The following is a 22794-nucleotide window of genomic DNA, read 5'->3' on the forward strand; positions in this document are numbered from 1 at the left end:
GCTACTTGCTCCGTCCAATCAGTTGCAGGAACTCCATGCGGGTGGTGCTCGAGTCGCGCAGGGCGCCGAGCATCACCGAGGTGTTCATGGTCGAATTCTGTTTTTCCACGCCGCGCATCATCATGCACATGTGCTGGGCTTCGATCACTACCGCCACGCCGGCGGCCTGGGTCACCTGCTCGATGGCGTCGGCGATTTGCCGGGTGAGGTTTTCCTGGATCTGCAGGCGGCGGGCGAACATGTCGACGATCCGGGCGATCTTCGACAGCCCCAGAACCTTGCCGGTGGGCATGTAGGCGACATGGGCCTTGCCGATAAAGGGTAGCAGGTGGTGTTCGCACAGCGAGTACAACTCGATGTCCTTGACGATGATCATCTCGTCATTGTCGGAAGCGAACAGCGCGCCGTTGACCACCTCGTCGAGGCTCTGCTCATAGCCATGACACAGGTACTGCATGGCCTTGGCGGCCCGTTTCGGGGTGTCCAGCAGGCCCTCGCGGTCGGGGTTTTCGCCCAGCCCCAGAAGGATCTCGCGGTAATGCTCGGGCAGTGTGGCACTCATGGAAAGGATTCCTCGCGGGGCGGCTTATTTAAGGTGCCGGCCGCCGTTGACGGTCAAGGTTGTGCCGGTGACATAGGGGTTGTCCAGCAGGTAGCGCAGGCTCTGGTAGACCACCCCGGCTCCGGGCTCGATACCCAGGGCCGATTTGGCCAGGGTCCTGGCGCGGTACGCCGCGTCGTCGTCGGGGTTGAACATCAGCAGCGCCGGGGCGATGCCGTTGACCTTGATCCGTGGCGCGTAGCGGGCCGCGAAGGACAGGGTCAGGCTGTCCAGGCCGGCCTTGCTGGCGCAGTAGGCCATGTGCTGGCTGCTGCCCTTGCGGGTGACATCGTCGCTGATGTGCACGATATCGGCCATTGGCGAGCGTTCCAGCAGTTCGGCGCAGTGCAGGTTGATCAGATAGGGCGCGAGCATGTGCAAGCTGAACATCCGGGTAAAGGCCGCGGTTTCGTTACCGGGGGTTTCCGCCAGCCAGGCCGAGGCATTGTGGACGATCGCCCGCAGGCAGTCGGTGTGCTGCTTCAGCGTTTCGATAAAGGCCAGGATCCCGGCTTCGCTGGAGAAATCGGCGAACAGCGCGGTGGCGCCGAGGTCGCGCAGGGCCTGGACGCCTGGGCGCTCGCTGCGATAGCTGAAGATCACCGGGTAGCCGTCGGCCAGCAGTCGCTCTGCGCAATGCAGGCCGACACGCTGGCCGGCGCCAGTAATCAGGATGGGGGCACAAGACGATGGCATCGAAGGCTCGTGGCAGCGGTGGAGAGGCGTCGGTTGACGTTGAAGTCAAAGCTATACCAGCCACACCGCTTGTACAACTGCCAAGCCGGATACTGCGTACCGTCAATGCCGGGCAGTGGCCGTGTCGCCGGGCAGCGCCTTGGCCTGGGTACTGTGCAACCAGCCCGCGAGGAGGTGGGTCGATAGCGGAATGAAGAAGTAGACCATCAGCGGGGTCAGCACCAGGGTGCTGACCAGTACCCGTGGCAGCAGATTCAGCTCGGCGAGCAACGGCCCGAGGCCAAAGTTGAACAGTAGCGACACGGGAAAGAACGCCAGCCAGATCGCCACCGCCTGCTTCCAGCGCGGTGGACGTTGGCCCACGACGCCGAACCAGCCGTCGATGCCACTGACCCGGCGCTCCTGTGGCCCGGCGAACAGGTCGCTGCCGCGCGCCAGCCAGGCCTTGCGTGAAGCGGAGTGCTCCCAGGCGCCCAGGGTCGTGGCATCGCTGAAGCGGAAAATCATCTGGAATTCGTTGTCCCCGGGCGGCGGGGCGAGCACGCCGGAGCCCAGGTAACCGGGGAAGTCGGTGGCGAGCAGTTCGCCTTCGTGCAACCAGGCGAGCAGGTCCTGGTAGCGGCCATCGGCAACGCGCCGGGCCACCATCATGGTGACGGGTGAGGTAGACATCATGTATCTCCGTAAGACAAGCATGCCGCCCGGATAGGGCTGATGCGCAACGCAGCGCCGGGGTGGTGGGCTGCGTGTTTGGACAGGCAAGAATTATTCCCTATTCCCGGGAAATGCACCAAGCCAGTAAGTCGCATTGCGTATGATTTGCAGGGTGTTGGATCCAGTGGGCTAGAATATCGGTTAAATCCTACCCATAAATGTGTGACAGATGCCCGTCATGACCGAACTTGAACCTGCCGCGCCGCTGTTGCGGGCGCTGAAACAGGAAGAGTTGTTTCCCATTCGCGAAGTTTCGCGCCTGACCGGCGTCAATCCGGTCACCCTGCGGGCTTGGGAACGGCGCTACGGTTTGATTCAGCCGACCCGCACCGAAAGTGGGCATCGGCTCTATGCCATGAGCGATATCGAGACGGTCCGCACCATCATGGGCTGGATCGAGCGCGGCGTGGCGGTGAGCAAGGTCGGCAAGATCCTGGCGAAGACCGCTGCCCAGGCAGCGCCCATTCACACCCCTTCCGGCATTGCGGTGCAATCGATTGCCCAGACGGAATGGGACGATTGGCAGACGCAATTGCGCGCGGCGGTCAGCGCTTTCGACGAACCGGCCCTCGAACGTCTCTACGGACAGGTGTTTTCCAGCTACCCGCTGACCGTGGTGTTCCAGAATATCCTCCTGCCCCTGTGGCAGCGCCTGCAGTTGCAGAGCGGTGAATTCGGCCAGACCAGCGAGTGGCTGTTTCTCGATACCTTCCTGCGCGCGCGGGTCCTGCAGCGCCTGCACGTGGTTCGCGGGCTGCCCTCCCAACGCATCGTGCTCGCCGCTTTACCGGATCAATGTCGTGAGCTCGAATTGTTGGTGGCCGGCCTGTTGCTGGGTGACGGCGACCGCTGCGTCAGTGTCCTGGCGGTTGGCCAGCCCTTCGATGAACTGACCCTGGTCTGTGAAAAGGTCCGGCCCGAGGCGCTGGTGCTGTATTCCAACCGTTCGCCGACGACGGATCTGCCACGCCGCCTCAACCGCCTGGCGCTGTCGGTGGACTGTGCGGTGATGTTGGCCGGGGATGCCTCGGAACTGTTACAGGAGCGCCTGGAAGGCTCAAGCATCGGTTGCCTGGGCAATGACGGCCGGCTGATGCGCCGGCGCCTGCAACAGCTGTTGGCGGGCCGCCTCGACACCTGATCGCCGCTCAGGCGTCTCCTGCACCGGCCGGCCGCGCTGATCGGTCATGGCTGGTTTGCGCCTGCCGCCTTGAGCGCCGCCAGTTGCGCCTGGACCTCGGCCAGTTGCGCTTCCAGCTGGGCCACCCGCTGCTGCGCCTTGACCTGCACCGTCACGTCTTTTTGCACGCCGACGAAGTAGGTCAGTTGGTCGCTTTCGTTGAACACCGGGGACAGCGACAGCTCGTTCCAGAAATGGCTGCCGTCCTTGCGGTAGTTACGCAGGATCTGCCGGCACGGCTTGCGGGTGTGCAGGGCTTCGCGGATCAGTTCCAGCGCCGGCTGGTCGCGGTCGCCCGACTGCAGGAAGCGACAGTCCTGATAGAGAATTTCTTCGTTGGTGTAACCGGTCAGGCGTTCGAACGCCGGATTGGCATAGATCAGGATATGGTCTTCGCCTTCCTGTTCGGACACCACGATGCCGTCGTTCGACGCGTCAATCACCATTTGCAGCAGTTTGGGATTTATCATTGTTCAACGCCCGCGCAATCCATTGACATGTCCGGCAAAGTTTAAGACATCGTCCTGAATAATCCATCCCATTTGCGAGCGGCGAGGGGCGGGTTTTGTGAGAAAGTCTCTCATCTGCTGGTATCCTGGGTTTTTTATCAAGCATCAGGATCAGATTGATGAAAGTCGCCATCCTTTCCGGCTCGGTCTACGGCACTGCCGAAGAAGTTGCCCGCCACGCTGAAAAAATCCTTCGCGAGGCCGGTTTCGAGGCCTGGCACAACCCGCGGGCGACCCTCGCCGATGTCCAGGCCTTTGCCCCGCAGGCCTTCCTGGCCGTGACCGCCACCACCGGCATGGGGGAGTTGCCGGACAATCTCCAACCTTTGTACAACGCCATCCGCGACCAGCTACCGGCGGCGTGGCGCGGCTTGCCGGGCGGGGTGATCGGCCTCGGTGATTCCAGCTACGGCGACACCTTCTGCGGCGGCGGCGAGCAAATGCGCGAGCTGTTTGCCGAGCTGGGCGTGCGCGAGGTGAAGGACATGCTGCGCCTGGATGCCAGCGAAAGCGTCACCCCGGAAACCGACGCCGAGCCCTGGCTGGCCGAATTTATCAGCGCGTTGCGCTGAGGCTGGGTCGCTCGCGCGCCAGCGCCAGCCAGGCCTGGGCGGCCTTGGACAGGTAGGCGCCGCGCCGCCAGACAAAGGCGATGTCCCAGCGCAGGTCGGTCGGTGAGCTCAAGGTCAGGCGCACCACCCCGGGCCGTATCAGCGAACGCGCGACCACGCTGGGCAACAACGCCACGCCTTGCCCGGCGGCCACCAGTGCGGCGAGAAAGTCCGCCTGGCCGCTGCGCCCGCTCTCCTTGGGGGTGAACCCGGCTCGCCGGCAGGCCTCCATCAACCGGTGGTTGAGTACGAAGCTGCGCTGGTACAGCAGAAACGGCGTATCGGCCAATTGTTCCAGGCGGATGGAGCCTTCCTCGGCCAGCGGATGATCGGTCGCCAGCAACACATCCAGGGGCTCATCGCAAAACGGCTGGTAGTCGAGTGCCGGATCGCTCGGCTTGAGGCCCGCCCCCAGTTCCAGCTCGCCGCTCAGCACCGCCGGCTCGATCGTCAGGCTACCGCCTTCAAGCAGGTGAATGCTGATATTGGGGTAGCGCCGTCGGTACTCGGCGAAGAGGCTGGCGAACAGGGCCTCGCCGCCCAGTTGCGGCAAACCCAGGCGCAGTTCACCGCGGGCCAGGTGGCTCAGGTCATCCAGTTCGCTGAGCAACTCGTTGCGCAGGCGCAGCATGGCTTCGGCCCGTTGCATGACCACGCCGCCCGCCGCCGTCAGCAGGACCCGCGAGCCGTGGCGGTCGAGCAACGGCGTACCGAGGTCGTGTTCGAGCTGGGCGACCTGCTTGCTCACCGCCGACTGGCTGATGTGCAGGGTTTTCGCCGCCTGGGTGAAACCGCCTTGGCGGACCACCTCGATAAAGCTGCGCAGTTGCTTGAATTCCATGGCCTGATTCCAAAGTGGAATGGCTGCCAGTCTAACAATTCGCTTTTGGGATGGTAGTGACAACTTTAAAATCGGCTCCTTGAGAGGGCCGAATCCGATGAACCGTCCGTTGTTGAAAAAAACCTGCCGCCTGCTCGCCGAACTGGCCGTGTTGCTGGGGCTCTATCAGTTGGGCACGCTGTTCGCCGCCTGGAGCCACTGGCCGATTCCCGGCGGGGTGATCGGCCTGGCGCTGCTGTTGCTGGCCTTCGCCACCGGCCGGGTCAAGCCCGCCACCCTGCAACTGGGGGCCGGGCTGCTGATGGCGGAGATGTTGCTGTTCTTTATCCCGGCGGTGATGAGCCTGCTGGACTACGGCGCCATGGTCCGTCAGGACGGCTGGCGGATCCTGCTGGTGATCGGCGTCAGTACCCTGGCGGTGATGCTGGCGACGGCCTTTACCGTCGAGTTTGTCTGCCGCTGGAGCACTCGCCGTGAAGCTTGAATGGATGTCGCTGTTCTGGCTGGGCCTGACCCTGGCGGCCTATGTGTTCAGCCGCTGGGTGTATGGGCGCACGGGTCGCTATCTGCTGTCGCCGCTGATCTTGGTGCCGTTCGTGCTGCTGGCGGTGGCGCTACCGCTGCACACGGCGTACGCCGAATATTCGCGCGATACCCACTGGCTGATGCTGATCCTCGGGCCGGTCACCGTGGCCTTCGCGGTGCCGATCTGGCAGCAGCGGCAGATGCTGATGCGCCATGGCCCGGCATTGCTGTTGGGGATGCTCGCCGGGAGCGCGGCGTCCATCGGCACTTCCTTCGGACTGGCCAGGGCGCTGTCGCTGGATAACAGCCTGGCCCTGTCGCTGGTGCCGCGCTCGATCACCACGCCCTTTGCCATGCCGCTGGCGCAGGACCTCGGCGGCGTGCCGGAACTGACTGCGGTGTTCGTGATGGTCACCGGGGTGTTCGGGGCATTTCTCGGCGGGCTGCTGCTCAAGTGGTTGCCGTTGCGCAGCAGTCTGGCCCGCGGTGCGTTGTTCGGTGTGGGGGCTCACGGTGCAGGGGTCAGTCGCGCCCGTGAAGTCGGTGGCGAAGAGGGCTCGGTGGCGGGCCTGGTGATGGTGTTGACCGGTTTGCTGAACCTGTTTGCCGCACCGCTGTTGGCGGCAGTGATCTGAAGGCTCGCTGACCCGCTGAGTCATCAAGCTGGCTGGCAATGCGACTCCGTCGGGGTAACCGGCTGTTCTAGACTGGTCGGTACTAGAATAAAAACCGCAAACCCCGAGGTCAGTGCCGTGAACGCAGCCCCTGTTACCGCCGCACCTGATGTGAAGAGCCAAGTCAGCGCCGCCGAATGGCAGACCCGCGTGGACCTGGCGGCCTGTTATCGCCTGGTGGCGATGCACGGCTGGGACGACCTGATCTTCACCCATATCTCGGCCAAGGTGCCGGGTACCGAGGATTTCCTGATCAACCCTTATGGGCTGATGTTCCACGAGATCACCGCGTCGAGCCTGGTCAAGGTCGACCAGGCCGGCAACAAGCTGTTGGACAGCCCCTACGAGATCAACCCGGCCGGCTACACCATCCACAGCGCTATCCATGAGGTGCGGCACGATGTGACCTGTGTGCTGCACACCCACACCGCCGCCGGTGTCGCGGTTTCGGCACAGCAGCAGGGCGTGTTGCCCATCAGCCAGCAATCGCTGTTCGTGCTGGCGAGCCTGGCCTATCACGCCTACGAAGGGGTGGCCCTCAACCATCAGGAGAAGGCTCGGTTGCAGGCCGACCTCGGCGAAAACAACTTTCTGATGCTGCACAACCACGGCCTGCTCACCTGTGGCTCGACCATCGCCGACACCTTCCTGATGATGTTCACCTTCCAGCGCGCCTGCGATATCCAGGTGTTGGCGCAAAATGGCGCGGCGCCGCTGATCGTCATCGAGCCGCAGATACTCGCCGGAGCCAGGGCCATGGTCGCCGCGGTCACCCGTAGCGCCCAGGGCATGGGCGGGGCGCTGGCCTGGCCGGCGCTGCTGCGCAAGCTGGACAAAGAGGACTCCGGGTTCCGGCTCTGAGGCCGCTGCTCGGCGTGCGTCAACAGGGACAGTCGCGGCCAGGGCCGGACTATCCCTCTGCCTTATCGCGTACCATTCAGCCCTGGCCGACTTTATTGTGACCAAAGGCCGGGTGTCAGACACTCGGCGTCTATTTCCATCGGCCCTGGCTGGAGTCCTGTATGAGTGAGTCTGTGCGCTTCGAAGATAAAGTGGTGATCGTCACTGGCGCCGGCGGCGGCCTGGGACGTGCCCATGCACTGCTGTTCGCCCGCCATGGGGCCAAAGTGGTGGTCAACGACCTCGGCGGCTCGGCCCACGGCGAAGGCGCCAATGCCTCGGCGGCGGACAAGGTGGTGGCGGAGATTCGCGAGGCCGGCGGTACCGCAGTGGCCAACCATGACTCGGTCACCGATGGCGACAAGATCGTGCAGAACGCCCTGGATGCCTTTGGTCGTATCGATGTGGTGGTGAACAACGCCGGCATCCTGCGGGACAAGACCTTCCTGAAAATGGAGGATGCCGACTGGGACCTGGTTTACCGGGTGCATGTCGAAGGTGCCTACAAAGTTACCCACGCTGCCTGGCCGCATATGCGTGAGCAAAACTATGGCCGGGTGATCTTCACCGCATCGACTTCCGGTATCTACGGCAATTTCGGCCAGTCCAACTATGGCATGGCCAAGCTTGGCCTGTATGGCCTGACCCGGACCCTGGCCATCGAGGGGCGCAAGAACAATATCCTGGTCAACGCCATTGCCCCGACGGGTGGCACGCGCATGACCGAAGGCCTTATTCCGCCGCAGGTCTTCGAGCTGCTCAAGCCGGAGCTGATCAGTCCGCTGGTGGTATTCCTCGGCAGTGAGCAGTGCGATGAAACATCCGGCCTGTTCGAAGTCGGTGGCGGCTGGATCGGCAAGACCCGCTGGGAGCGCAGCCTGGGTGCCGGCTTCGATCCGCACAATGGTTTTTCCGTGGAAGACGTGGCGGCCAGCTGGAAGCAGATCTGCGATTTCGACGGTGCCGTGCACCCGAAGGACACGCCTGAAGCCCTGCGGGAAATGATGGCGAATCTGCAGAAATACATGGCCTGAAAACAGGGCTGCCTGACACAACGCAGCACCTGTAGGAGCTGGCTTGCCGGCGATAGCGGCCGCGAGGGCGATACAAGGCTCAAAGTCCTCATCGCCGGCAAGCCGGCTCCTACAGGGGGGGTAATAACCGGACAGGGCCAAGCCCTGCACCGGTTTTGCCTCAGTTGGCCTGTATTGCCCCCGGGAAGTACTTCTCCACCAGTGCCGCGAGGATGGCCGCGGTCTCGGCATCCAGCACCCCATCGTAATTCTCCGCTCGGAAATGCAACTGGAAGGCCCTGACCAGTTGGTTGAATCCCGTTTTCGTGTCGGCTCCCGTCACGTCATACCCGTACTTCTTGAACCTCTCCAAGGTTGTTTTCTGAGGGGGCAGGCCCGCGCGCAGATAGTGCTGCAGGTAGCGGTCGCGGGTGCTTTCGTCAAACCAGGCGCCGATGCCCGACAGGTACAGATCGTGCCAGGGAAAGGCGGCTCCCGGATCACTCTTGCGGCTCCAGGCGATATCCGAATGTCCGACCACCTGGGTGGGCGTGATCTCGGGATAACGGGCGAGGATATTCAGCGACAACCGCTTGAGCGCCTCGATCTGCCGGGGCTCATAGGGCGGAAAATGAAACTGCCCCCCGCTGTCTGAAGCCAGGTTGACGATCTCGATGCCGATCGAAGTGTCGTTGAGCTGCGTTCTGCCGGCCCAGGCACTGGCGCCCGCATGCCAGGCGCGCTTGTCTTCGTCGACCAGATTGAAGATTTCCTGCTCCTTGAAACCGGCCTGGAGATAGCTCGGGTCGGTGACATCGGGCACCAGGTAATGGCTGCTGACCTGGGGGCCGGTGAGGGCCTTGACCGAGGCGGCGAAGTCGATGGCGGTGTAATGCAGCACCAGAAATCGAACCCTGTCGTTGAAACCCCGGGTGCTGCGATAGGTGTTGTAATTGATCGATTTCATAAGCGACTCCTTCCCTATCCCGTGATGTTGTTGAGTGGAACAGGGTGAGTCGTGGTGTTGAGCCGGGATAGCGGCCGGGGTCTTTCCAGGTTGTAAGAAGGGTCCCTGGTTGCTTGTGAAGTTTCAGCGGTCCTGAAAACGTGTCGTGACCTTGAATGACGCGGGCATAAAAAAAGCCACCGCAAACGCAGTGGCCAAGGGAAGACGTTCGATCAAGGAGTAAATCAACGTCAGTAAAGAGTAGATGACGATCATAATAAGGCGTTCGGTTTCGTTGAAACAGCCTGCTTTGCGACAATCACTGTTACCGTTGGAGTAACAGTCGTCTGCGCAAGTCACTACACCCGGAGCCGTTCCGGCGGCCCTCCATCCATATGCGCTATGACGCGTTATCCACAGGTTCGATGGCGCGCTGCAAAGCGCGTCGCAGGCACTTGTTCATCCTTTCGAGGTACAGCACGAATACCTCCTTGGTGCGCTTATCGCTCCCGTTGGTGGTGAGTAGGGTGAAGCCTTCTGTCACACACCGGGGAAGACGCATGACAAAAACAACAATGCGCGCCATCTTCACGCCGCAGGCTCTGGCCATCGCGGTTGCCATGGGCGTCAGTGCGCAGGCGCAGGCGGTTTCGTTCAATATCGGGGAAATCGAAGGCAAATTCGACTCATCCCTGTCGGCCGGCGTGAGCTGGGGCCTGCGCGATGCCGACAAGAGCCTGGTGGGGGTGCCCAACGGCGGTACCGGCCAGGCCTCCACCGGTGATGACGGACGCTTGAACTACAAGAAGGGCGAAGCCTTCTCGAAGATCATCAAGGGCATTCATGACCTGGAATTGAAGTACGGTGACACCGGCGTCTTCGTCCGGGGCAAGTACTGGTACGATTTCGCGACCGCCGACGAAAGCCAGGACTTCAAGGACATCAGCGATCACCATCGCGATGAGGCGGCTCGTTCTTCGGGCGCGCAGATCCTCGACGCCTTCATCTATCACAATTACTCCATCGCCGACCTGCCGGGCACTGTGCGCCTGGGCAAGCAGGTGGTCAGTTGGGGTGAAAGTACCTTTATCGGTAACTCGATCAACAGCATCAACCCCATCGACGTCTCGGCCTTCCGCCGGCCGGGTGCCGAGATCAAGGAAGGCCTGATCCCGGTCAATATGTTCTTCGCTTCCCAGAGCCTGACCGACCAACTGACGGTCGAAGGGTTCTACCAGTTGAACTGGGAAAACACCGTCGTCGACAACTGCGGCACCTTCTTCGGCAACGATGTGGTGCAACACGGTTGCAACAACAACTACACCGTCGGCAGCCCGGCGATCGCGCCGTTGCAACCGGTTGCCGCCTTGTTCGGTCAGGGTTTCCAGGTGACTTCGGAGGGGGTCGTTGTACAGCGCGCCGATGACCGCGACGCCCGTGACGGCGGTCAATGGGGTATGGCCCTGCGCTGGTTGGGTAGCGATACCGAGTACGGCTTGTATTTCATGAATTATCACAGCCGTACGCCGACGGTGGGCACCATCACCGCCAATCAAAGCGCGATTAACAGCCTCCCGGGTATTATTGCCACGGGTAATGCGCTGTCCCCTGGGAACGGGATAAATCTGGCCAGCAGCATGCTGCTCGGTCGCGGCCAGTACTACCTGGAGTATCCGGAAGACATCCGTCTCTATGGTGCGAGCTTCTCTACTACCCTGCCCACCGGCACCGCCTGGAGTGGCGAGATCAGCTACCGGCCCAATGCGCCGGTGCAGCTCAACACCACCGACCTGACCCTGGCCCTGGTCAATCCGCTCAGTAATGGTACCTCTTCGCCGATCCAGACTTCGGCCGGCGCCGACAACTCAGGCTATCGCCGCAAGGAAATCACCCAGATACAAAGCACCCTGACGCAGTTCTTCGACCAGGTCTTGGGCGCCGAGCGCCTGACATTGGTAGGCGAGGCGGGGATGACCTACGTTGGCGGCCTGGAGACCAAGGACAAGGTCCGTTACGGACGTGACTCGGTCTACGGTGCCTACGGCTTCCAGGGTGATACCAGCGGTTTCGTCACCGCCACCTCCTGGGGCTACCGTGCCCGGGCGATCCTCGACTACAGCAACGTGTTCGCCGGGATCAACCTCAAACCGAACCTGTCCTGGTCCCATGACGTCAAGGGTTACGGCCCCAACGGCATCTTCAACCAGGGCGCCAAGGCGGTCAGCATCGGTGTGGACGCCGACTACCGCAACACCTACACCGCGAGCCTCAGCTTCACCGACTTTTTCGGTGGCAACTACAACACCCTGATTGACCGTGACTTCGTGGCGCTCAGCGTCGGCGCGAACTTCTGATCCAGGCTTGAGAAGGACAACTTTATGCGCAAGATGATTTTGCAATGTGGCGCCCTGGCCCTGAGCCTGCTGGCTGCCAACGTCATGGCGGCGGTTTCCCCGGAGGAAGCGGCCAAGCTCGGCACCAGCCTGACCGCCATCGGCGCGGAAAAGGCCGGTAATGCCGACGGCTCGATCCCGGCCTACACCGGCGGTATCCCGAAAAACGCCGGTGCGGTGGACAGTAAAGGTTTCCTGGCCGATCCATTCGCCAATGAAAAACCCTTGTTCATCATCACCGCGGCCACCGCCGAGCAGTACAAGGCCAAGCTTTCCGAAGGCCAGCTCGCTATGTTCAAGCGCTATCCGCAGACCTACAAGATCCCGGTCTATCCGACCCACCGCACGGTGGTCCTGCCGGACGCGGTTCTCGAGGCGGCCAAGCGCAGCGCCTTGAACGTCACGACGATCAATGACGGCAACGGCCTGGCGAACTTCACCGGCAACCGCTACTACGCCTTCCCGATTCCGAAGACCGGCGTGGAAGTGCTGTGGAACCACATCACCCGCTACCACGGTGGCAACCTGCGTCGCACCATCACCCAGGCCACGCCGCAGACCGACGGTTCCTTCACCCCGATCACCTTCGAGGAAGAAGCCGCCGTGCCGTCGGAGATCCCTGACCTGGGGCCGGACAAGGGCGCCAACGTGCTGACCTTCTTCAAGCAGGAAGTCACCGCGCCGGCGCGCCTGGCAGGCAACGTGCTGCTGGTGCACGAAACCCTCGACCAGGTGAAGGAACCGCGTCTGGCCTGGATCTACAACGCCGGCCAGCGCCGTGTACGTCGCGCCCCGCAAGTCGCCTATGACGGTCCGGGTACCGCCGCCGACGGCCTGCGTACTTCGGACAACTTCGACATGTTCTCCGGCGCGCCGGACCGTTACGATTGGAAACTGATCGGCAAGAAGGAGATGTACATCCCCTACAACAGCTACAAGCTCGACTCGCCGACCCTCAAGTACACCGACATCATCAAGGCCGGTCATATCAACCAGGACCTGACCCGCTACGAGCTGCACCGGGTCTGGGAAATCGAGGGCACGGTCAAGCCGAGCGAGCGGCATATCTATGCCAAGCGCCATATGTACCTCGACGAAGACAGCTGGCAGGTCGCGCTGGTGGATCACTACGACGGTCGCGGCCAACTGTGGCGGGTGGCCGAAGGTCATGCGCAGTTCTACTACGACCACCAGGTGCCGGCTTATACCGTTGAAACCCTGTATGACCTGATTGCCGGGCGTTACATCGCCCTGGGCATGAAGAACGAAGAGAAGCACAGCTTCCAGTTCGGCTTTGTCGGCAAGGCGGCGGATTACACGCCGGCGGCGTTGCGGGCGAGCGGGGTTCGCTAAGCCTCACAGGCGCAAAGTACCCGGGGGTCATCGCCGCAGTGCGTTGACCCCTTTTTTTGTTTGGACCTGCTGTCAGAGCGTGGCGTTACCAGCTCAGCCCGAACCCTTTGGGCTGGGCGACCACGCCGGTATGGGTTTGGCTATCGTAGCGCTTCCAGGTATTGACCGGCAGCTTGCCTGCGGGGCGGCGATTGCCGATCAGGACCTCTGCCAGTGACGTCATCGAACGTCCTCGCCAGACGCCGTTTTCATAGCCGTAAAAGGAATAGCTCGCCACGGCGGCGTCGACGAACTCGGCATAGTTGACCACATCGTAAGGCGCCCGCAATGACAGATGAACGCGGGTCTTGCCCTGGCTGGCGGCGTAACGCAGGTAGCTCAGGTAAACGTCATCCTTGTCGGTCACTGGCTTCTTGTTGGCCACACCATTGCTTTCCACTTGCGTGTAACGGGTCGACAGGGTACCCAGGAGGAACACATCGCACTGGTCGATGTTCTGCCTGATCTCGGCCTCGACCAGTGCGCTCTCCTTGGCAGCCACGACGTGTGAGTAACCCTTTTCCGTCATGACCGCTGCAATGCCTTTGGCTTGCTCGCTCCAAGGCGTCAGGATGAAATAGCGTCGAGTCTTGTCCTTCAGTGGCAGGGTTGCCTGTTGATTGACCAGTAGGGTGATGGAGCCGTCAGCGATGGTTTTTTCCGCGGGCTGCGCGGCGGTGTGCGGCTGGACCCTCTTGCGTGGCCGATGACAGATCAGGGCATAACGTTGCTTCAGACGCAAAATACGCTCGACGGAGGCATCGATTTCGGCCTCGCAAAGCTCACCGCTTCTTACCTTGCCGGCAATGGCCCGGATCAGTGGTGCCAGACGATAGGCCTGGTCGGGTGCGGAAATACTGACAGGCATCAGCGCGATATCGACCCCAGCCTTGAATACGCCTGCCAGTGCCTCTTCCCGACTGAAGTGCTCGACAATGGCGCCCATATCCAGTGCGTCGGTGATAGTGACGCCGCGGAACTCCAACTCGCCGCGCAGCAGGTTATGCTGGATCTGTCTGGACAGGGTGGCCGGTACGATGATCTCCTCACCTTTGCGGGTACGGATCAGGCTGCTGTCGAGCGCGGGGTACTGGATATGCGCGGTCATCACCATATCGGGCGCGGCCTGCGAATCAATCGCCTGTTTGTAAGGCGCCAGGTCAATTGCGAAGGCCTGCTCACGGGGGCGATCAACGCGAGGCAGGGACGTGTGCGAGTCCACGCTGGTGCTGCCGTGTCCCGGAAAGTGCTTGTAGGTGGTGATCAGGCCCTCTTGACGCATGCCCGCGACCATTCGTTGCGCCAGATCCGCGACGGTGGCGGCATCGTCACTGAAGGCGCGCACGTTGATCACCGGGTTGGCTGGATGGGCGTTGACGTCGACCACCGGGGCAAAGTTGGTGTTGATGTGCAGTGATTTCATGTCCTGCGCCATCTGCTTGCCTTGTTCGTAGGCCAACTGTCGGTCTGCGCCTCCCTCAATGGCGGCGCTGAGAGCCATATTTCCGGAAAACGAAGCATATTCGCCGCGTGGCAGACGGAAAACGTTGCCGCCTTCATTGTCCGTGGCGATGAAAAGCCTCAGCCCCGTGGATGTTTCCAGCGAGGCATACCATGACGTCAGGCGTGCGATCTGATCCCTGTCCTTGAGGTTGTTGGCAAACAGAATCACCCCGCCAATATGATGGTCCATTATCAGAGTCTTGATCGTGTCATCGGGCTGGGTCATGTCCAGGGTGGCTTTGCCCGCCGGGTCCCAATAGCGGAAATCCAACATGATTTTCTGGCCGATTTTCTCCTCGATTGTCATGCTTTCGAGTGTTTGCCTGATACCCATCTCTATGTTCCTTCATGTCTGAATCCATTGAGATCAAGCTAATACCCCACGGACTTTTACCGAAGTCCTCCTGTTCGTATTTTTGTGTAAGGTCGATCCGGGGTGGTCAGCAAGGCGACCGGCCCGCAGGTTCTTTTATGGGCTCCAATCACTGCCCTGAATACTCATTCGACAAAGCCATCCATGGGGGATAGGGTGGCCGGATAAAATCAAGAAAGGCCGCCGCAATGACCGCCATGACCCCGCGTCTGGACCGTCCCGGGTTCCTGCCTCGTTTATCTTCCCGCCATTTGCCACGTTCGCGGCTAAGCACCCCCTTGATCGAGTCCCAGGCACGGGTCCGCCTGCTCTGCGCGCCCGCCGGCAGCGGCAAGAGCGCCTTGCTCGCCGAATGCCTGCTGCAAGCCCCGCCCAGTTGTGGCGTGTGCTGGCTACCCTTGTCCGGTGCGAATCTCACCCCCGACGCCTTCTGCGCGGCCCTGGCCCAGGCACTTGGGCTGGACGAGTGCCTGGACGAATCGAGTCTGTTGGCGCGACTGGCGCGCTGGACCACCCCTACCTGGGTTTTTCTCGACGACTATTGCCGTTTGCCCAACCCGGCGCTGGATCAACTGCTCGATCGCTTGCTGGCGCTCAGCAGTCCGGTCCTCAACTGGTGGCTGGGCGTGCGGCGGCGGCCCCACTGCAACTGGCCACGGCTGTTGCTCGAAGGTGAACTCTACGAAGTCGAGGGTCCGAGCCTGGCGTTCGAGCGCGGTGAAATCGAGCAGTTGGTCAGCCACCCGTCGATTACCCTGACCCCGCAATGCCTCGACCGGATGGAGCAGTACACCGCCGGTTGGTGCGCCGGGGTGCGGGTCGCGATGCTGGAAGCGCCAGCCTGGATCGCCAATGTCCCCGACGCCGGATCGCGACGTTCGGCGACCTTGCTCGATTACCTGCAACATGAACTGTTCGATGCCCTGGCTCCGGAGCTTGCCGAAGCCTGGCATGTGCTGGTGCATCTGCCGCGCTTCAATGCCGACCTTTGCGAACACCTGTTCGGTGCGGGGGAGGGCGCCCAGTGGATGCGTACCCTGCAGGAACTGGGGTGTTTTATCGAACCCTGGGAAGACTCCTCGGAGTGGCTGCGGGTGTTCGCGCCGCTGGCCCTGCTGCTGCGCGACGAACCCTGGCCGGCCGGGCGTTCCTGGCATCGCCGCGCCTGCCAGTGGTTCAGTGCCCGCGGCGACTGGCAGGCGGCGGTGGAACAGGCCCTGGCCGCCGAAGAGTTCGAGGTGGCGGCCAGCCTGTTGCACAACTTCACCTTCGATTACCTGTTCCAGGAGCAGAACGTGGCGCTGTTGTTGCGCCTGCACGAGCAGCAGCCGGATGACCTGATGTTCGGTACGCCGCATCTGGTGGGCTTGATCACCACGGCGTTGTTGTTCGCCGGACGCTTCGACGAGGCGGCCCACAGCATCGAACAGATGGCCCGATTCTCCCCGCAATCGTCGGCGGCGGCACAGCGGCAACTGGTGGCGCGCTGGCAGGCCCAGCAGGGCTGGTTGCTGCATTTGCAGGGGCAGGCACAACGGGCACGTGGACATTTTCTCGAAGCCTTGCAGGACCTGCCGCCGGTCGCCTGGCCGGCGCGGTTGTTCTGCCTGTCGGGGCTGACCCAGCAAGCGCTGCTTGATGGTGAGTTGGAACAGGCTCATGCCTTGAGCCGCGAAGCCCTGTGCCTGGCACGGGCGCAAGGCTCGCTGTTGTTCGAGGCGCTGCTGGAACTGGACCATGCGCAGTTGCTGGAGCAGCGCGGTGCCCTGCATCGCAGCGAGAGCCTGCTGGACAATATGCATGCCCTGTTGTCGGCCAAGCGTTACCTGGCGGGGCCGTTGCTGGGGCGGATCGCCTTGCGCCAGGGACGGATCGCCCTGCGCCAGGGCCGTGATCAACAAGCCGCCGAGCATTTCCAGGCAGGCCTGGATGAATGCCTGCGCAGCCAGGATAAACAGGCCTTGTACGGTTTTCTCGGGCTGGCCTTGCTGGATGCCAACCACGGCAACTACGCCCAGGCGTTTGTGCGCCTGCGCGATGCCGAACGCTTGATGCAGCAACGGCATATTCCGGATGTGGTGTATCGCGCGGTGCTGCTGATGGTCAGCTGCCATTTCTGGTTGCAGCAGGGGCGGCCGGAGTTGGCGGAAGAGGCGCTGACCCGGGTACTGCGTCACTACAGCGGCGCGGACGGGGTGCAGGCGCCACCGGCGACGCTGGAGTTGATCCCGCGTCTTGAATACCTGTTGGTGTTGGCGCAGGTCTATCTGCACAAGGCCCAGGCGCCGTTGGAGGCGTTGGCGCTATTGCTTGAACAGGCCCAGCGACGGGGCATGCAGGGCATGGAAACCGAACTGCGCCTGGCGCTGGCGGAAGTGGCTTTTCTGCAAGGGCGAGCGGCGCTGGCCAAGAGTCACCTGGAGGAGGGGCTGGCGCTGGTCAGCCGCTGTAATCTGCAACAGGCCTTGCGCGAGTTGCGCTTGCGCCAGCCGGGCATGCTGGCGAGCCTGGGGTTTGAAGAGGCGCTGATCGCCACGGGTGACAATCCCTTGAGCCAGCGTGAGCTGGAGGTGCTCAAGCTGATTGCCCTGGGCAGCTCCAATCTGCAGATCGCCGATCAGCTGTTTATTTCACTGCACACGGTGAAAACCCATGCGCGGCGGATTCACAGCAAGCTGGGGGTGGAGCGTCGGACCCAGGCGGTGGCCAAGGCCAAGGCCCTGGGCTTGATGGGGTAGCACTGGGTACTCAGGTCTTCTGATAACCCATCCGCCAACTGACCGCCTCGCTCGCCGCCAGCAACCGCTTGGCCGCCGGGCCGTCTTCATCGGCGTGGAACAGTGACGTCGGCCCCACCACCGTCAGCACCGCCACCACCTGGCCTAGCGCATTGAACACCGGCGCCGACAAGGCATCGACTCCCGGCATCAGCAAACCATGGACGAAATGCAGCCCGCGCCGGCGGATCTGTTCACAGGTCGCGGTATATACGCTGACATCGGCCATCGGGTGAGGGTGGCCGGCCTTGAGTTCCGCTTCCCGCAACTCGACCGTTTCCCGATCCGGCAGGAACGCGTTGAACACCAGCCCCGTGGACGAACTGAGCAGCGGCAGCACCGAACCCAACTGCGTCACCACCGTCACCGCGCGCACGGCCGGTTCGATATGCACCACGGTCGCCCCGTGATTGCCCCAGACCGCGAGGAAGCAGCTTTCATTCAGGTCGTCGCGCAGCTCCGCCAGCGGCATGGCCGCCACATGCAGCACCTCCATGCTGTTCAGCGCCGCCAGGCCAACCCGCAACGCCTCGCGACCCAGGCCATAGTGGTTGGTTGCCCGGTTCTGTTCGGCGAAGCCGCTGGCGATCAAGGCCTGCAGATAACGGTGGACCTTGCTCGCCGGCATCTGCACATGCTCGGCCAGGCGTGAGAGCGAGGTGCTGGGTGACAGTTCGGCCAGTGCCTTGAGGATATCGGTACCGACCTCCGCCGAGCGGACTTTCTGTTTACCGTTGCTGTCGCTGGTAGGACGCGGCTTTTCCATGGAGGCGATGTAATCCCGGGACGAATGGGCGTCTTTATAGCTTGACGGGCACTGTCAATCAAATTACGTTCTGCATAATCAAGTTACGTTATGCATAATTTCGTTTCCATAAAAATAAACCGACCCGTGCCGCGCTCCTTTTGAATCCGGAGGCAGCCCCAGGTCCACTCCCTCCAGGAGGCTCCATGAACCCCGATTCCACGGTGCTGGCCTATCAGTCCGGCTTCGGTAACGAATTCAGCAGCGAGGCCTTGCCCGGCGCGCTGCCGGTCGGCCAGAACTCCCCACAGAAAGCGCCCTACGGTCTGTATACCGAACTGTTCTCCGGCACGGCCTTCACCATGGCCCGTAGCGAAGCGCGGCGTACCTGGATGTATCGCATCCAGCCGTCGGCCCGGCACCCGGCGTTCGTCAAGCTGGAGCGGCAACTGGCCGGTGGCCCGCTGGGTTCGGTCACCCCCAACCGCCTGCGCTGGAACCCGCTGGAGATCCCGGGCGAGCCCACGGATTTCCTCGACGGCCTGGTGAGCATGGCGGCCAACTCGGCGGCGGAGAAACCGGCCGGTATCAGCATCTACAGCTACCGCGCCAACCGCTCCATGGAGCGGGTGTTCTTCAACGCCGACGGCGAATGGCTGCTGGTTCCAGAACAGGGGCGGCTGCGGCTCGTCACCGAACTCGGTGTGCTGGAAATTGAACCGCTGGAAATCGCCGTCCTGCCCCGTGGCCTGAAATTCCGCGTCGAACTGCTCGACCCGCAAGCCCGTGGTTACCTCGCCGAAAACCATGGCGCGCCGCTACGCCTGCCGGACCTCGGGCCGATCGGCAGCAACGGCCTGGCCAACCCGCGGGACTTCCTCACGCCGGTCGCCCATTACGAAGACCTGCGGCAACCGACCACCCTGGTGCAGAAGTTCCTCGGTGAGCTCTGGGGCTGCGAGCTCGATCATTCGCCCCTCAACGTGGTCGCCTGGCACGGCAACAACGTGCCGTACAAATACGACCTGCGCCGGTTCAACACCATTGGCACGGTCAGCTTCGATCACCCGGACCCGTCGATCTTCACCGTGCTGACTTCGCCCACCAGCGTGCCGGGCATGGCCAACCTCGACTTCGTGATCTTCCCGCCGCGCTGGATGGTGGCCGAGAACACCTTCCGTCCGCCGTGGTTCCATCGCAACCTGATGAACGAATTCATGGGCCTGATCCAGGGCGCCTACGACGCCAAGGCCGAAGGCTTCCTGCCCGGCGGCGCGTCGCTGCACAGCTGCATGAGCGCCCACGGCCCGGACGGTGAAACCTGCACCCGGGCGATTGCCGCCGAGCTGGCGCCGAGCAAGATCGACAACACCATGGCCTTCATGTTCGAGACCAGCCAGGTATTGCGTGCGAGCCGCTTCGCCCTCGATTGCCCGCAGCTGCAAAGCAACTACGATACTTGCTGGGCCACCGTGCCCGTCACTTTCAACCCGAATCGGAGATAACCCATGAGTCAGCCAACCATCCTTCGCAGCTGGGTTGCCTCTGCCAACGGCCATACCGATTTCCCGTTGCAGAACCTGCCGCTGGGGGTGTTCAGTTACCAGGGTTCTACCCCGCGCAGTGGCGTGGCGATCGGCGAGCAGATCTTCGATCTGGAAGCGGCCCTGGAGCTCGGCTTGTTTGACGGTCTGGCCAAGGCAGCTGTCGAAGCGACCCGTGGCGGTCAGTTGAATGCCTTTTTCGAACTCGGCACCGCGGCTCGTGTGGCCTTGCGTGCCCGCCTGCTGGAACTGCTCGGCGAAGGCAGCAGCCTGCGTGGCAAGATCGAAGCCCAGGGCGCGAAGCTGCTGCACCTGGCTGCCGATTGCCAGTTGCACCTGCCGGCCAGGATCGGCGACTACACCGATTTTTATGTGGGCATCGAGCATGCGCAGAATGTCGGCAAGCTGTTCCGCCCCGACAACCCGCTGCTGCCCAACTACAAGTACGTGCCCATCGGTTACCACGGCCGCGCTTCGACCGTGCGACCGTCCGGCGCCGAGGTCCGCCGGCCCAAGGGCCAGACCTTGCCCGCTGGGCAGACTGAGCCGACTTTCGGTCCCTGCGCACGACTGGACTATGAACTGGAGCTGGGCATCTGGATCGGCCAGGGCAATGCCATGGGGGAGTCGATTGCCATTGGTGATGCCGCCGAGCATATCGCCGGTTTCTGCCTGCTCAATGACTGGTCGGCACGGGATATCCAGGCCTGGGAATACCAGCCGCTGGGGCCGTTCCTGTCCAAGAGCTTTATCACCAGCGTCTCGCCCTGGGTGGTGACGGCCGAGGCATTGGCGCCGTTCCGCCAGGCCCAGCCGGCGCGTCCGCAAGGCGATCCGCAGCCGTTGCCGTACCTGTTCGATGCCCGCGATCAGCAGGGCGGCGCCTTTGATATCGAACTGGAAGTGTTGCTGCTGACCGAGGCGATGCGCGAGCAGAACCTGCCGGCCCAGCGCCTGACTCTGAGCAACACCCGGCACATGTACTGGACCGTGGCGCAACTGGTGGCGCACCACAGCGTCAACGGCTGCCAGCTGCAGGCCGGCGACCTGTTCGGCTCGGGCACCTTGTCCGGTCCTGAAGCGGGGCAGTTCGGCAGCCTGCTGGAGATCACCGAAGGGGGTAAAAAAGCGGTGGAGCTACCATCGGGCGAAGTGCGCAAGTTCCTTGAGGACGGCGACGAAATCATCCTGCGGGCGCGGTGCAACCGTGAAGGTTTTGCTTCCATCGGCTTCGGCGAATGCCGCGGCAAGATTGTCTCGGCGCGTTGAGAGGAGAGGACCATGGAGCTTTACACGTATTACCGTTCCACCTCGTCCTACCGCGTGCGGATCGCCCTGGCCCTCAAGGGCCTGGATTACCACGCGCTGCCGATCAACCTGATCGCCCCGGGCGGTGGTGAGCAGCGCCAGGCGGCGTACCTGGCGGTCAACCCCCAGGGCCGGGTGCCGGCCTTGCGCACCGATGCCGGGGATGTGCTGACGCAGTCGCCAGCGATCATCGAGTTTCTCGAGGAGCGTTATCCACAGCCGCCGCTGCTGGCCTCGGACCTGCTGACCCGTGCCCGCGCGCGGGCGGTGGCGGCGGTGATCGGTTGCGATATTCATCCGTTGCACAACTCCGGCACCACCAACCTGCTGCGCCAGTGGGGGCATGACGATGCCCAGGTGCAGGAGTGGATCGGTCATTGGGTCAGCCAGGGGCTGACGGCGGTGGAGCAGTTGATTGGCGACGTGGGTTATTGCTTTGGCAAGGAGCCGGGGCTGGCGGATGTGTACCTGATTCCGCAGCTGTATGCGGCGCAGCGTTTCAAGGTATCGCTGGAGGCTTATCCGCGTATTCGCCGGGTGGCGGCGCTGGCGGAACAGCATCCGGCGTTTATCCAGGCACATCCGGCGAATCAGCCGGATACTCCGTTGTAAGGCATGCCGCCTAATGCACCACCGCATTCGGCGGCAATTGCCCCAGTCGTTCCGTCAGCCGTAGCCGTTGGAGCGGGTCTTCGCTGAGCAGCAGCGCCCGTTCCAGATCATGGCGTTCGGCCCGTGGGCAATCGAGGCGCTGGTACAGGCTGGCGCGGGCCAGGTAGTCGCCAGCATTGGCCTGGCCCAGTTCCAGGACCCGCTCGGCATCCACCAGGGCCCCGAGGAAGTCGTCGTTGGCCTGGTGCAATTGCCGCAGATTGCGCGACAGGCGCTGGAGCATCTGCACCGGCGTGGCGTTATGCATGTGCTCGGCCTTCAGCACCGTGCTCGGGCCGTACTGGCGGACCAGCAGTTCGCGGCAGTCGTTGGGGTAAAGGCGCCGGCCGCCACACGGGTCGAGCAAATGGTCGGCCCCCGGCACCCGCAGCAGGAAATGCCCGGGAAAATTCACCCCCACCAGCGGGATCTCCAACTGCCGGGCCAGTTCCAGGGCGATCAACGCCAGCGCCAGCGGTTGCCCGCGCCTGCGCTGCAGGACCTTGTCGAGCAGTGCCGCGTGAGGTCGCAGCGGGGTGAACTCGTCCTGCTGGAACCCCAGTTCGTTCAGCCGCCGCAACAGCGGCTGGCCCAACTCGCTGACCGGCAGCATCGGCAGGCCGGCGCTGACCCGTTGTTGCAAGTCGCGGAAATCGCGCAATACGGATTCAGGCAGGACCTGCGGGTCATGTTCGGCTGCTATCCACACGGCTGCTTCAAACACGGCGGGCGGTGTACGTTGCAGGCAGGCGAAAAAGGCTTGGCGGGGGTTCATCGAGATCTCCGGCAGAGTCTCTGTTTTAGCCCCGTGATGGGCTTTCGTCCAGTCCGCTTGCAGCGCTCGAGGGTTATGTCGCAAAAACTGCAAACGCCTGGGTCTTATTCCTGCTTGCTTCTG

21 protein-coding genes are annotated in these 22794 nt (G+C 62.8%); 12 read left to right on the plus strand and 9 right to left on the minus strand.

Annotated elements, in window-relative coordinates; translation table 11 throughout:
• Window position 1: 1 nt before the first annotated feature.
• The 3 genes from folE to M5B42_RS19775 form a co-directional block, all read right to left on the minus strand.
• Window positions 2–562: a GTP cyclohydrolase I FolE gene (gene folE, locus M5B42_RS19765; RefSeq protein WP_103496558.1), complete on the minus strand. Its 561-nt coding sequence runs from the start codon at window positions 560–562 to the stop codon at window positions 2–4.
• 24 nt (window positions 563–586) lie between these two features.
• Window positions 587–1297: a dihydromonapterin reductase gene (gene folM / locus M5B42_RS19770; RefSeq protein WP_103496559.1), complete on the minus strand. Its 711-nt coding sequence runs from the start codon at window positions 1295–1297 to the stop codon at window positions 587–589.
• Between the two features lie 102 nt (window positions 1298–1399).
• On the minus strand, window positions 1400–1969 hold the full coding sequence (locus tag M5B42_RS19775) for an antibiotic biosynthesis monooxygenase (protein ID WP_103496560.1): 570 nt from the start codon (window positions 1967–1969) through the stop codon (window positions 1400–1402).
• 211 nt (window positions 1970–2180) lie between these two features.
• Between M5B42_RS19775 and M5B42_RS19780 the strand changes: the two genes are divergently transcribed.
• A complete protein-coding gene (locus M5B42_RS19780; protein ID WP_248746781.1) occupies window positions 2181–3152 on the plus strand; it encodes a MerR family transcriptional regulator in 972 nt (323 codons plus the stop codon).
• A gap of 44 nt (window positions 3153–3196) precedes the next feature.
• On the opposite strand, the gene M5B42_RS19785 is transcribed toward M5B42_RS19780, so the two are convergent.
• The gene (locus M5B42_RS19785; protein WP_248746782.1) at window positions 3197–3661 is read right to left on the minus strand and encodes a PAS domain-containing protein; all 465 of its coding nucleotides are present in this window, start codon (window positions 3659–3661) and stop codon (window positions 3197–3199) included.
• A 158-nt stretch (window positions 3662–3819) separates the two neighbouring features.
• On the opposite strand from M5B42_RS19785, the gene M5B42_RS19790 reads away from it, so the two are divergent.
• Complete coding sequence (locus tag M5B42_RS19790) at window positions 3820–4272, plus strand: flavodoxin (RefSeq protein WP_152740037.1); 453 nt, start codon at window positions 3820–3822, stop codon at window positions 4270–4272.
• On the opposite strand, the gene M5B42_RS19795 is transcribed toward M5B42_RS19790, so the two are convergent.
• The gene (locus tag M5B42_RS19795; protein WP_152740036.1) at window positions 4256–5152 is read right to left on the minus strand and encodes a LysR family transcriptional regulator; all 897 of its coding nucleotides are present in this window, start codon (window positions 5150–5152) and stop codon (window positions 4256–4258) included. The two genes, M5B42_RS19790 and M5B42_RS19795, sit on opposite strands and share 17 nt — an antisense overlap.
• Window positions 5153–5249: 97 nt before the next feature.
• Between M5B42_RS19795 and M5B42_RS19800 the strand changes: the two genes are divergently transcribed.
• The 4 genes from M5B42_RS19800 (at window position 5250) to M5B42_RS19815 (ending at window position 8285) form a co-directional block, all read left to right on the plus strand.
• Window positions 5250–5636, plus strand: coding sequence for a CidA/LrgA family protein (locus tag M5B42_RS19800; protein WP_248746783.1), 387 nt, complete (start codon window positions 5250–5252; stop codon window positions 5634–5636).
• On the plus strand, window positions 5626–6312 hold the full coding sequence (locus M5B42_RS19805) for an LrgB family protein (RefSeq protein WP_248746784.1): 687 nt from the start codon (window positions 5626–5628) through the stop codon (window positions 6310–6312). The genes M5B42_RS19800 and M5B42_RS19805 overlap by 11 nt, the downstream gene beginning before the upstream one ends.
• Window positions 6313–6429: 117 nt before the next feature.
• Window positions 6430–7212: a class II aldolase/adducin family protein gene (locus tag M5B42_RS19810; protein ID WP_248746785.1), complete on the plus strand. Its 783-nt coding sequence runs from the start codon at window positions 6430–6432 to the stop codon at window positions 7210–7212.
• 161 nt (window positions 7213–7373) lie between these two features.
• The gene (locus M5B42_RS19815; protein ID WP_100941749.1) at window positions 7374–8285 is read left to right on the plus strand and encodes an SDR family oxidoreductase; all 912 of its coding nucleotides are present in this window, start codon (window positions 7374–7376) and stop codon (window positions 8283–8285) included.
• Window positions 8286–8445: 160 nt separating this feature from the next.
• Here M5B42_RS19815 and M5B42_RS19820 read toward each other — a convergent pair whose 3' ends face one another.
• Window positions 8446–9231 carry an N-acetylmuramoyl-L-alanine amidase gene (locus tag M5B42_RS19820; protein WP_152740033.1) on the minus strand — a complete coding sequence of 262 codons (786 nt, stop codon included), beginning with the start codon at window positions 9229–9231 and terminating at the stop codon, window positions 8446–8448.
• 539 nt (window positions 9232–9770) lie between these two features.
• Here M5B42_RS19820 and M5B42_RS19825 point away from each other — a divergent pair.
• Both M5B42_RS19825 and M5B42_RS19830 read left to right on the plus strand, forming a co-directional pair.
• Window positions 9771–11564, plus strand: a complete 1794-nt coding sequence (locus tag M5B42_RS19825; RefSeq protein ID WP_152740032.1) for a DUF1302 domain-containing protein — start codon at window positions 9771–9773, stop codon at window positions 11562–11564.
• A 24-nt stretch (window positions 11565–11588) separates the two neighbouring features.
• Window positions 11589–12956 (plus strand): DUF1329 domain-containing protein, encoded by a 1368-nt coding sequence (locus M5B42_RS19830; protein ID WP_103496571.1) that lies wholly within the window; start codon window positions 11589–11591, stop codon window positions 12954–12956.
• Window positions 12957–13041: 85 nt separating this feature from the next.
• Here the strand turns inward: M5B42_RS19830 and M5B42_RS19835 are convergent, their stop codons facing one another.
• Window positions 13042–14832: a glycoside hydrolase family 3 N-terminal domain-containing protein gene (locus M5B42_RS19835; protein WP_349292782.1), complete on the minus strand. Its 1791-nt coding sequence runs from the start codon at window positions 14830–14832 to the stop codon at window positions 13042–13044.
• 227 nt (window positions 14833–15059) lie between these two features.
• On the opposite strand from M5B42_RS19835, the gene M5B42_RS19840 reads away from it, so the two are divergent.
• On the plus strand, window positions 15060–17609 hold the full coding sequence (locus tag M5B42_RS19840; protein ID WP_248746786.1) for a LuxR C-terminal-related transcriptional regulator: 2550 nt from the start codon (window positions 15060–15062) through the stop codon (window positions 17607–17609).
• A gap of 10 nt (window positions 17610–17619) precedes the next feature.
• On the opposite strand, the gene M5B42_RS19845 is transcribed toward M5B42_RS19840, so the two are convergent.
• Window positions 17620–18414: an IclR family transcriptional regulator gene (locus M5B42_RS19845; protein ID WP_248746787.1), complete on the minus strand. Its 795-nt coding sequence runs from the start codon at window positions 18412–18414 to the stop codon at window positions 17620–17622.
• Between the two features lie 185 nt (window positions 18415–18599).
• Between M5B42_RS19845 and hmgA the strand changes: the two genes are divergently transcribed.
• The 3 genes from hmgA to maiA are packed head-to-tail and all read left to right on the plus strand — an operon-like array spanning window position 18600 to window position 21857.
• Window positions 18600–19898, plus strand: coding sequence for a homogentisate 1,2-dioxygenase (hmgA, locus tag M5B42_RS19850; RefSeq protein WP_152740030.1), 1299 nt, complete (start codon window positions 18600–18602; stop codon window positions 19896–19898).
• Window positions 19899–19901: 3 nt separating this feature from the next.
• Complete coding sequence (fahA, locus tag M5B42_RS19855; RefSeq protein ID WP_248746788.1) at window positions 19902–21206, plus strand: fumarylacetoacetase; 1305 nt, start codon at window positions 19902–19904, stop codon at window positions 21204–21206.
• Between the two features lie 12 nt (window positions 21207–21218).
• Entirely contained in the window at window positions 21219–21857 is a 639-nt protein-coding gene (gene maiA / locus M5B42_RS19860; RefSeq protein WP_248746789.1) for a maleylacetoacetate isomerase, read from the plus strand.
• 10 nt (window positions 21858–21867) lie between these two features.
• Here the strand turns inward: maiA and M5B42_RS19865 are convergent, their stop codons facing one another.
• The gene (locus M5B42_RS19865; protein WP_103496577.1) at window positions 21868–22671 is read right to left on the minus strand and encodes a transglutaminase family protein; all 804 of its coding nucleotides are present in this window, start codon (window positions 22669–22671) and stop codon (window positions 21868–21870) included.
• Between the last annotated feature and the right edge of the window lie 123 nt (window positions 22672–22794).

Source organism: Pseudomonas sp. MWU12-2037 (genome assembly GCF_023242345.1).
Lineage (GTDB): Bacteria > Pseudomonadota > Gammaproteobacteria > Pseudomonadales > Pseudomonadaceae > Aquipseudomonas > Aquipseudomonas gingeri_D.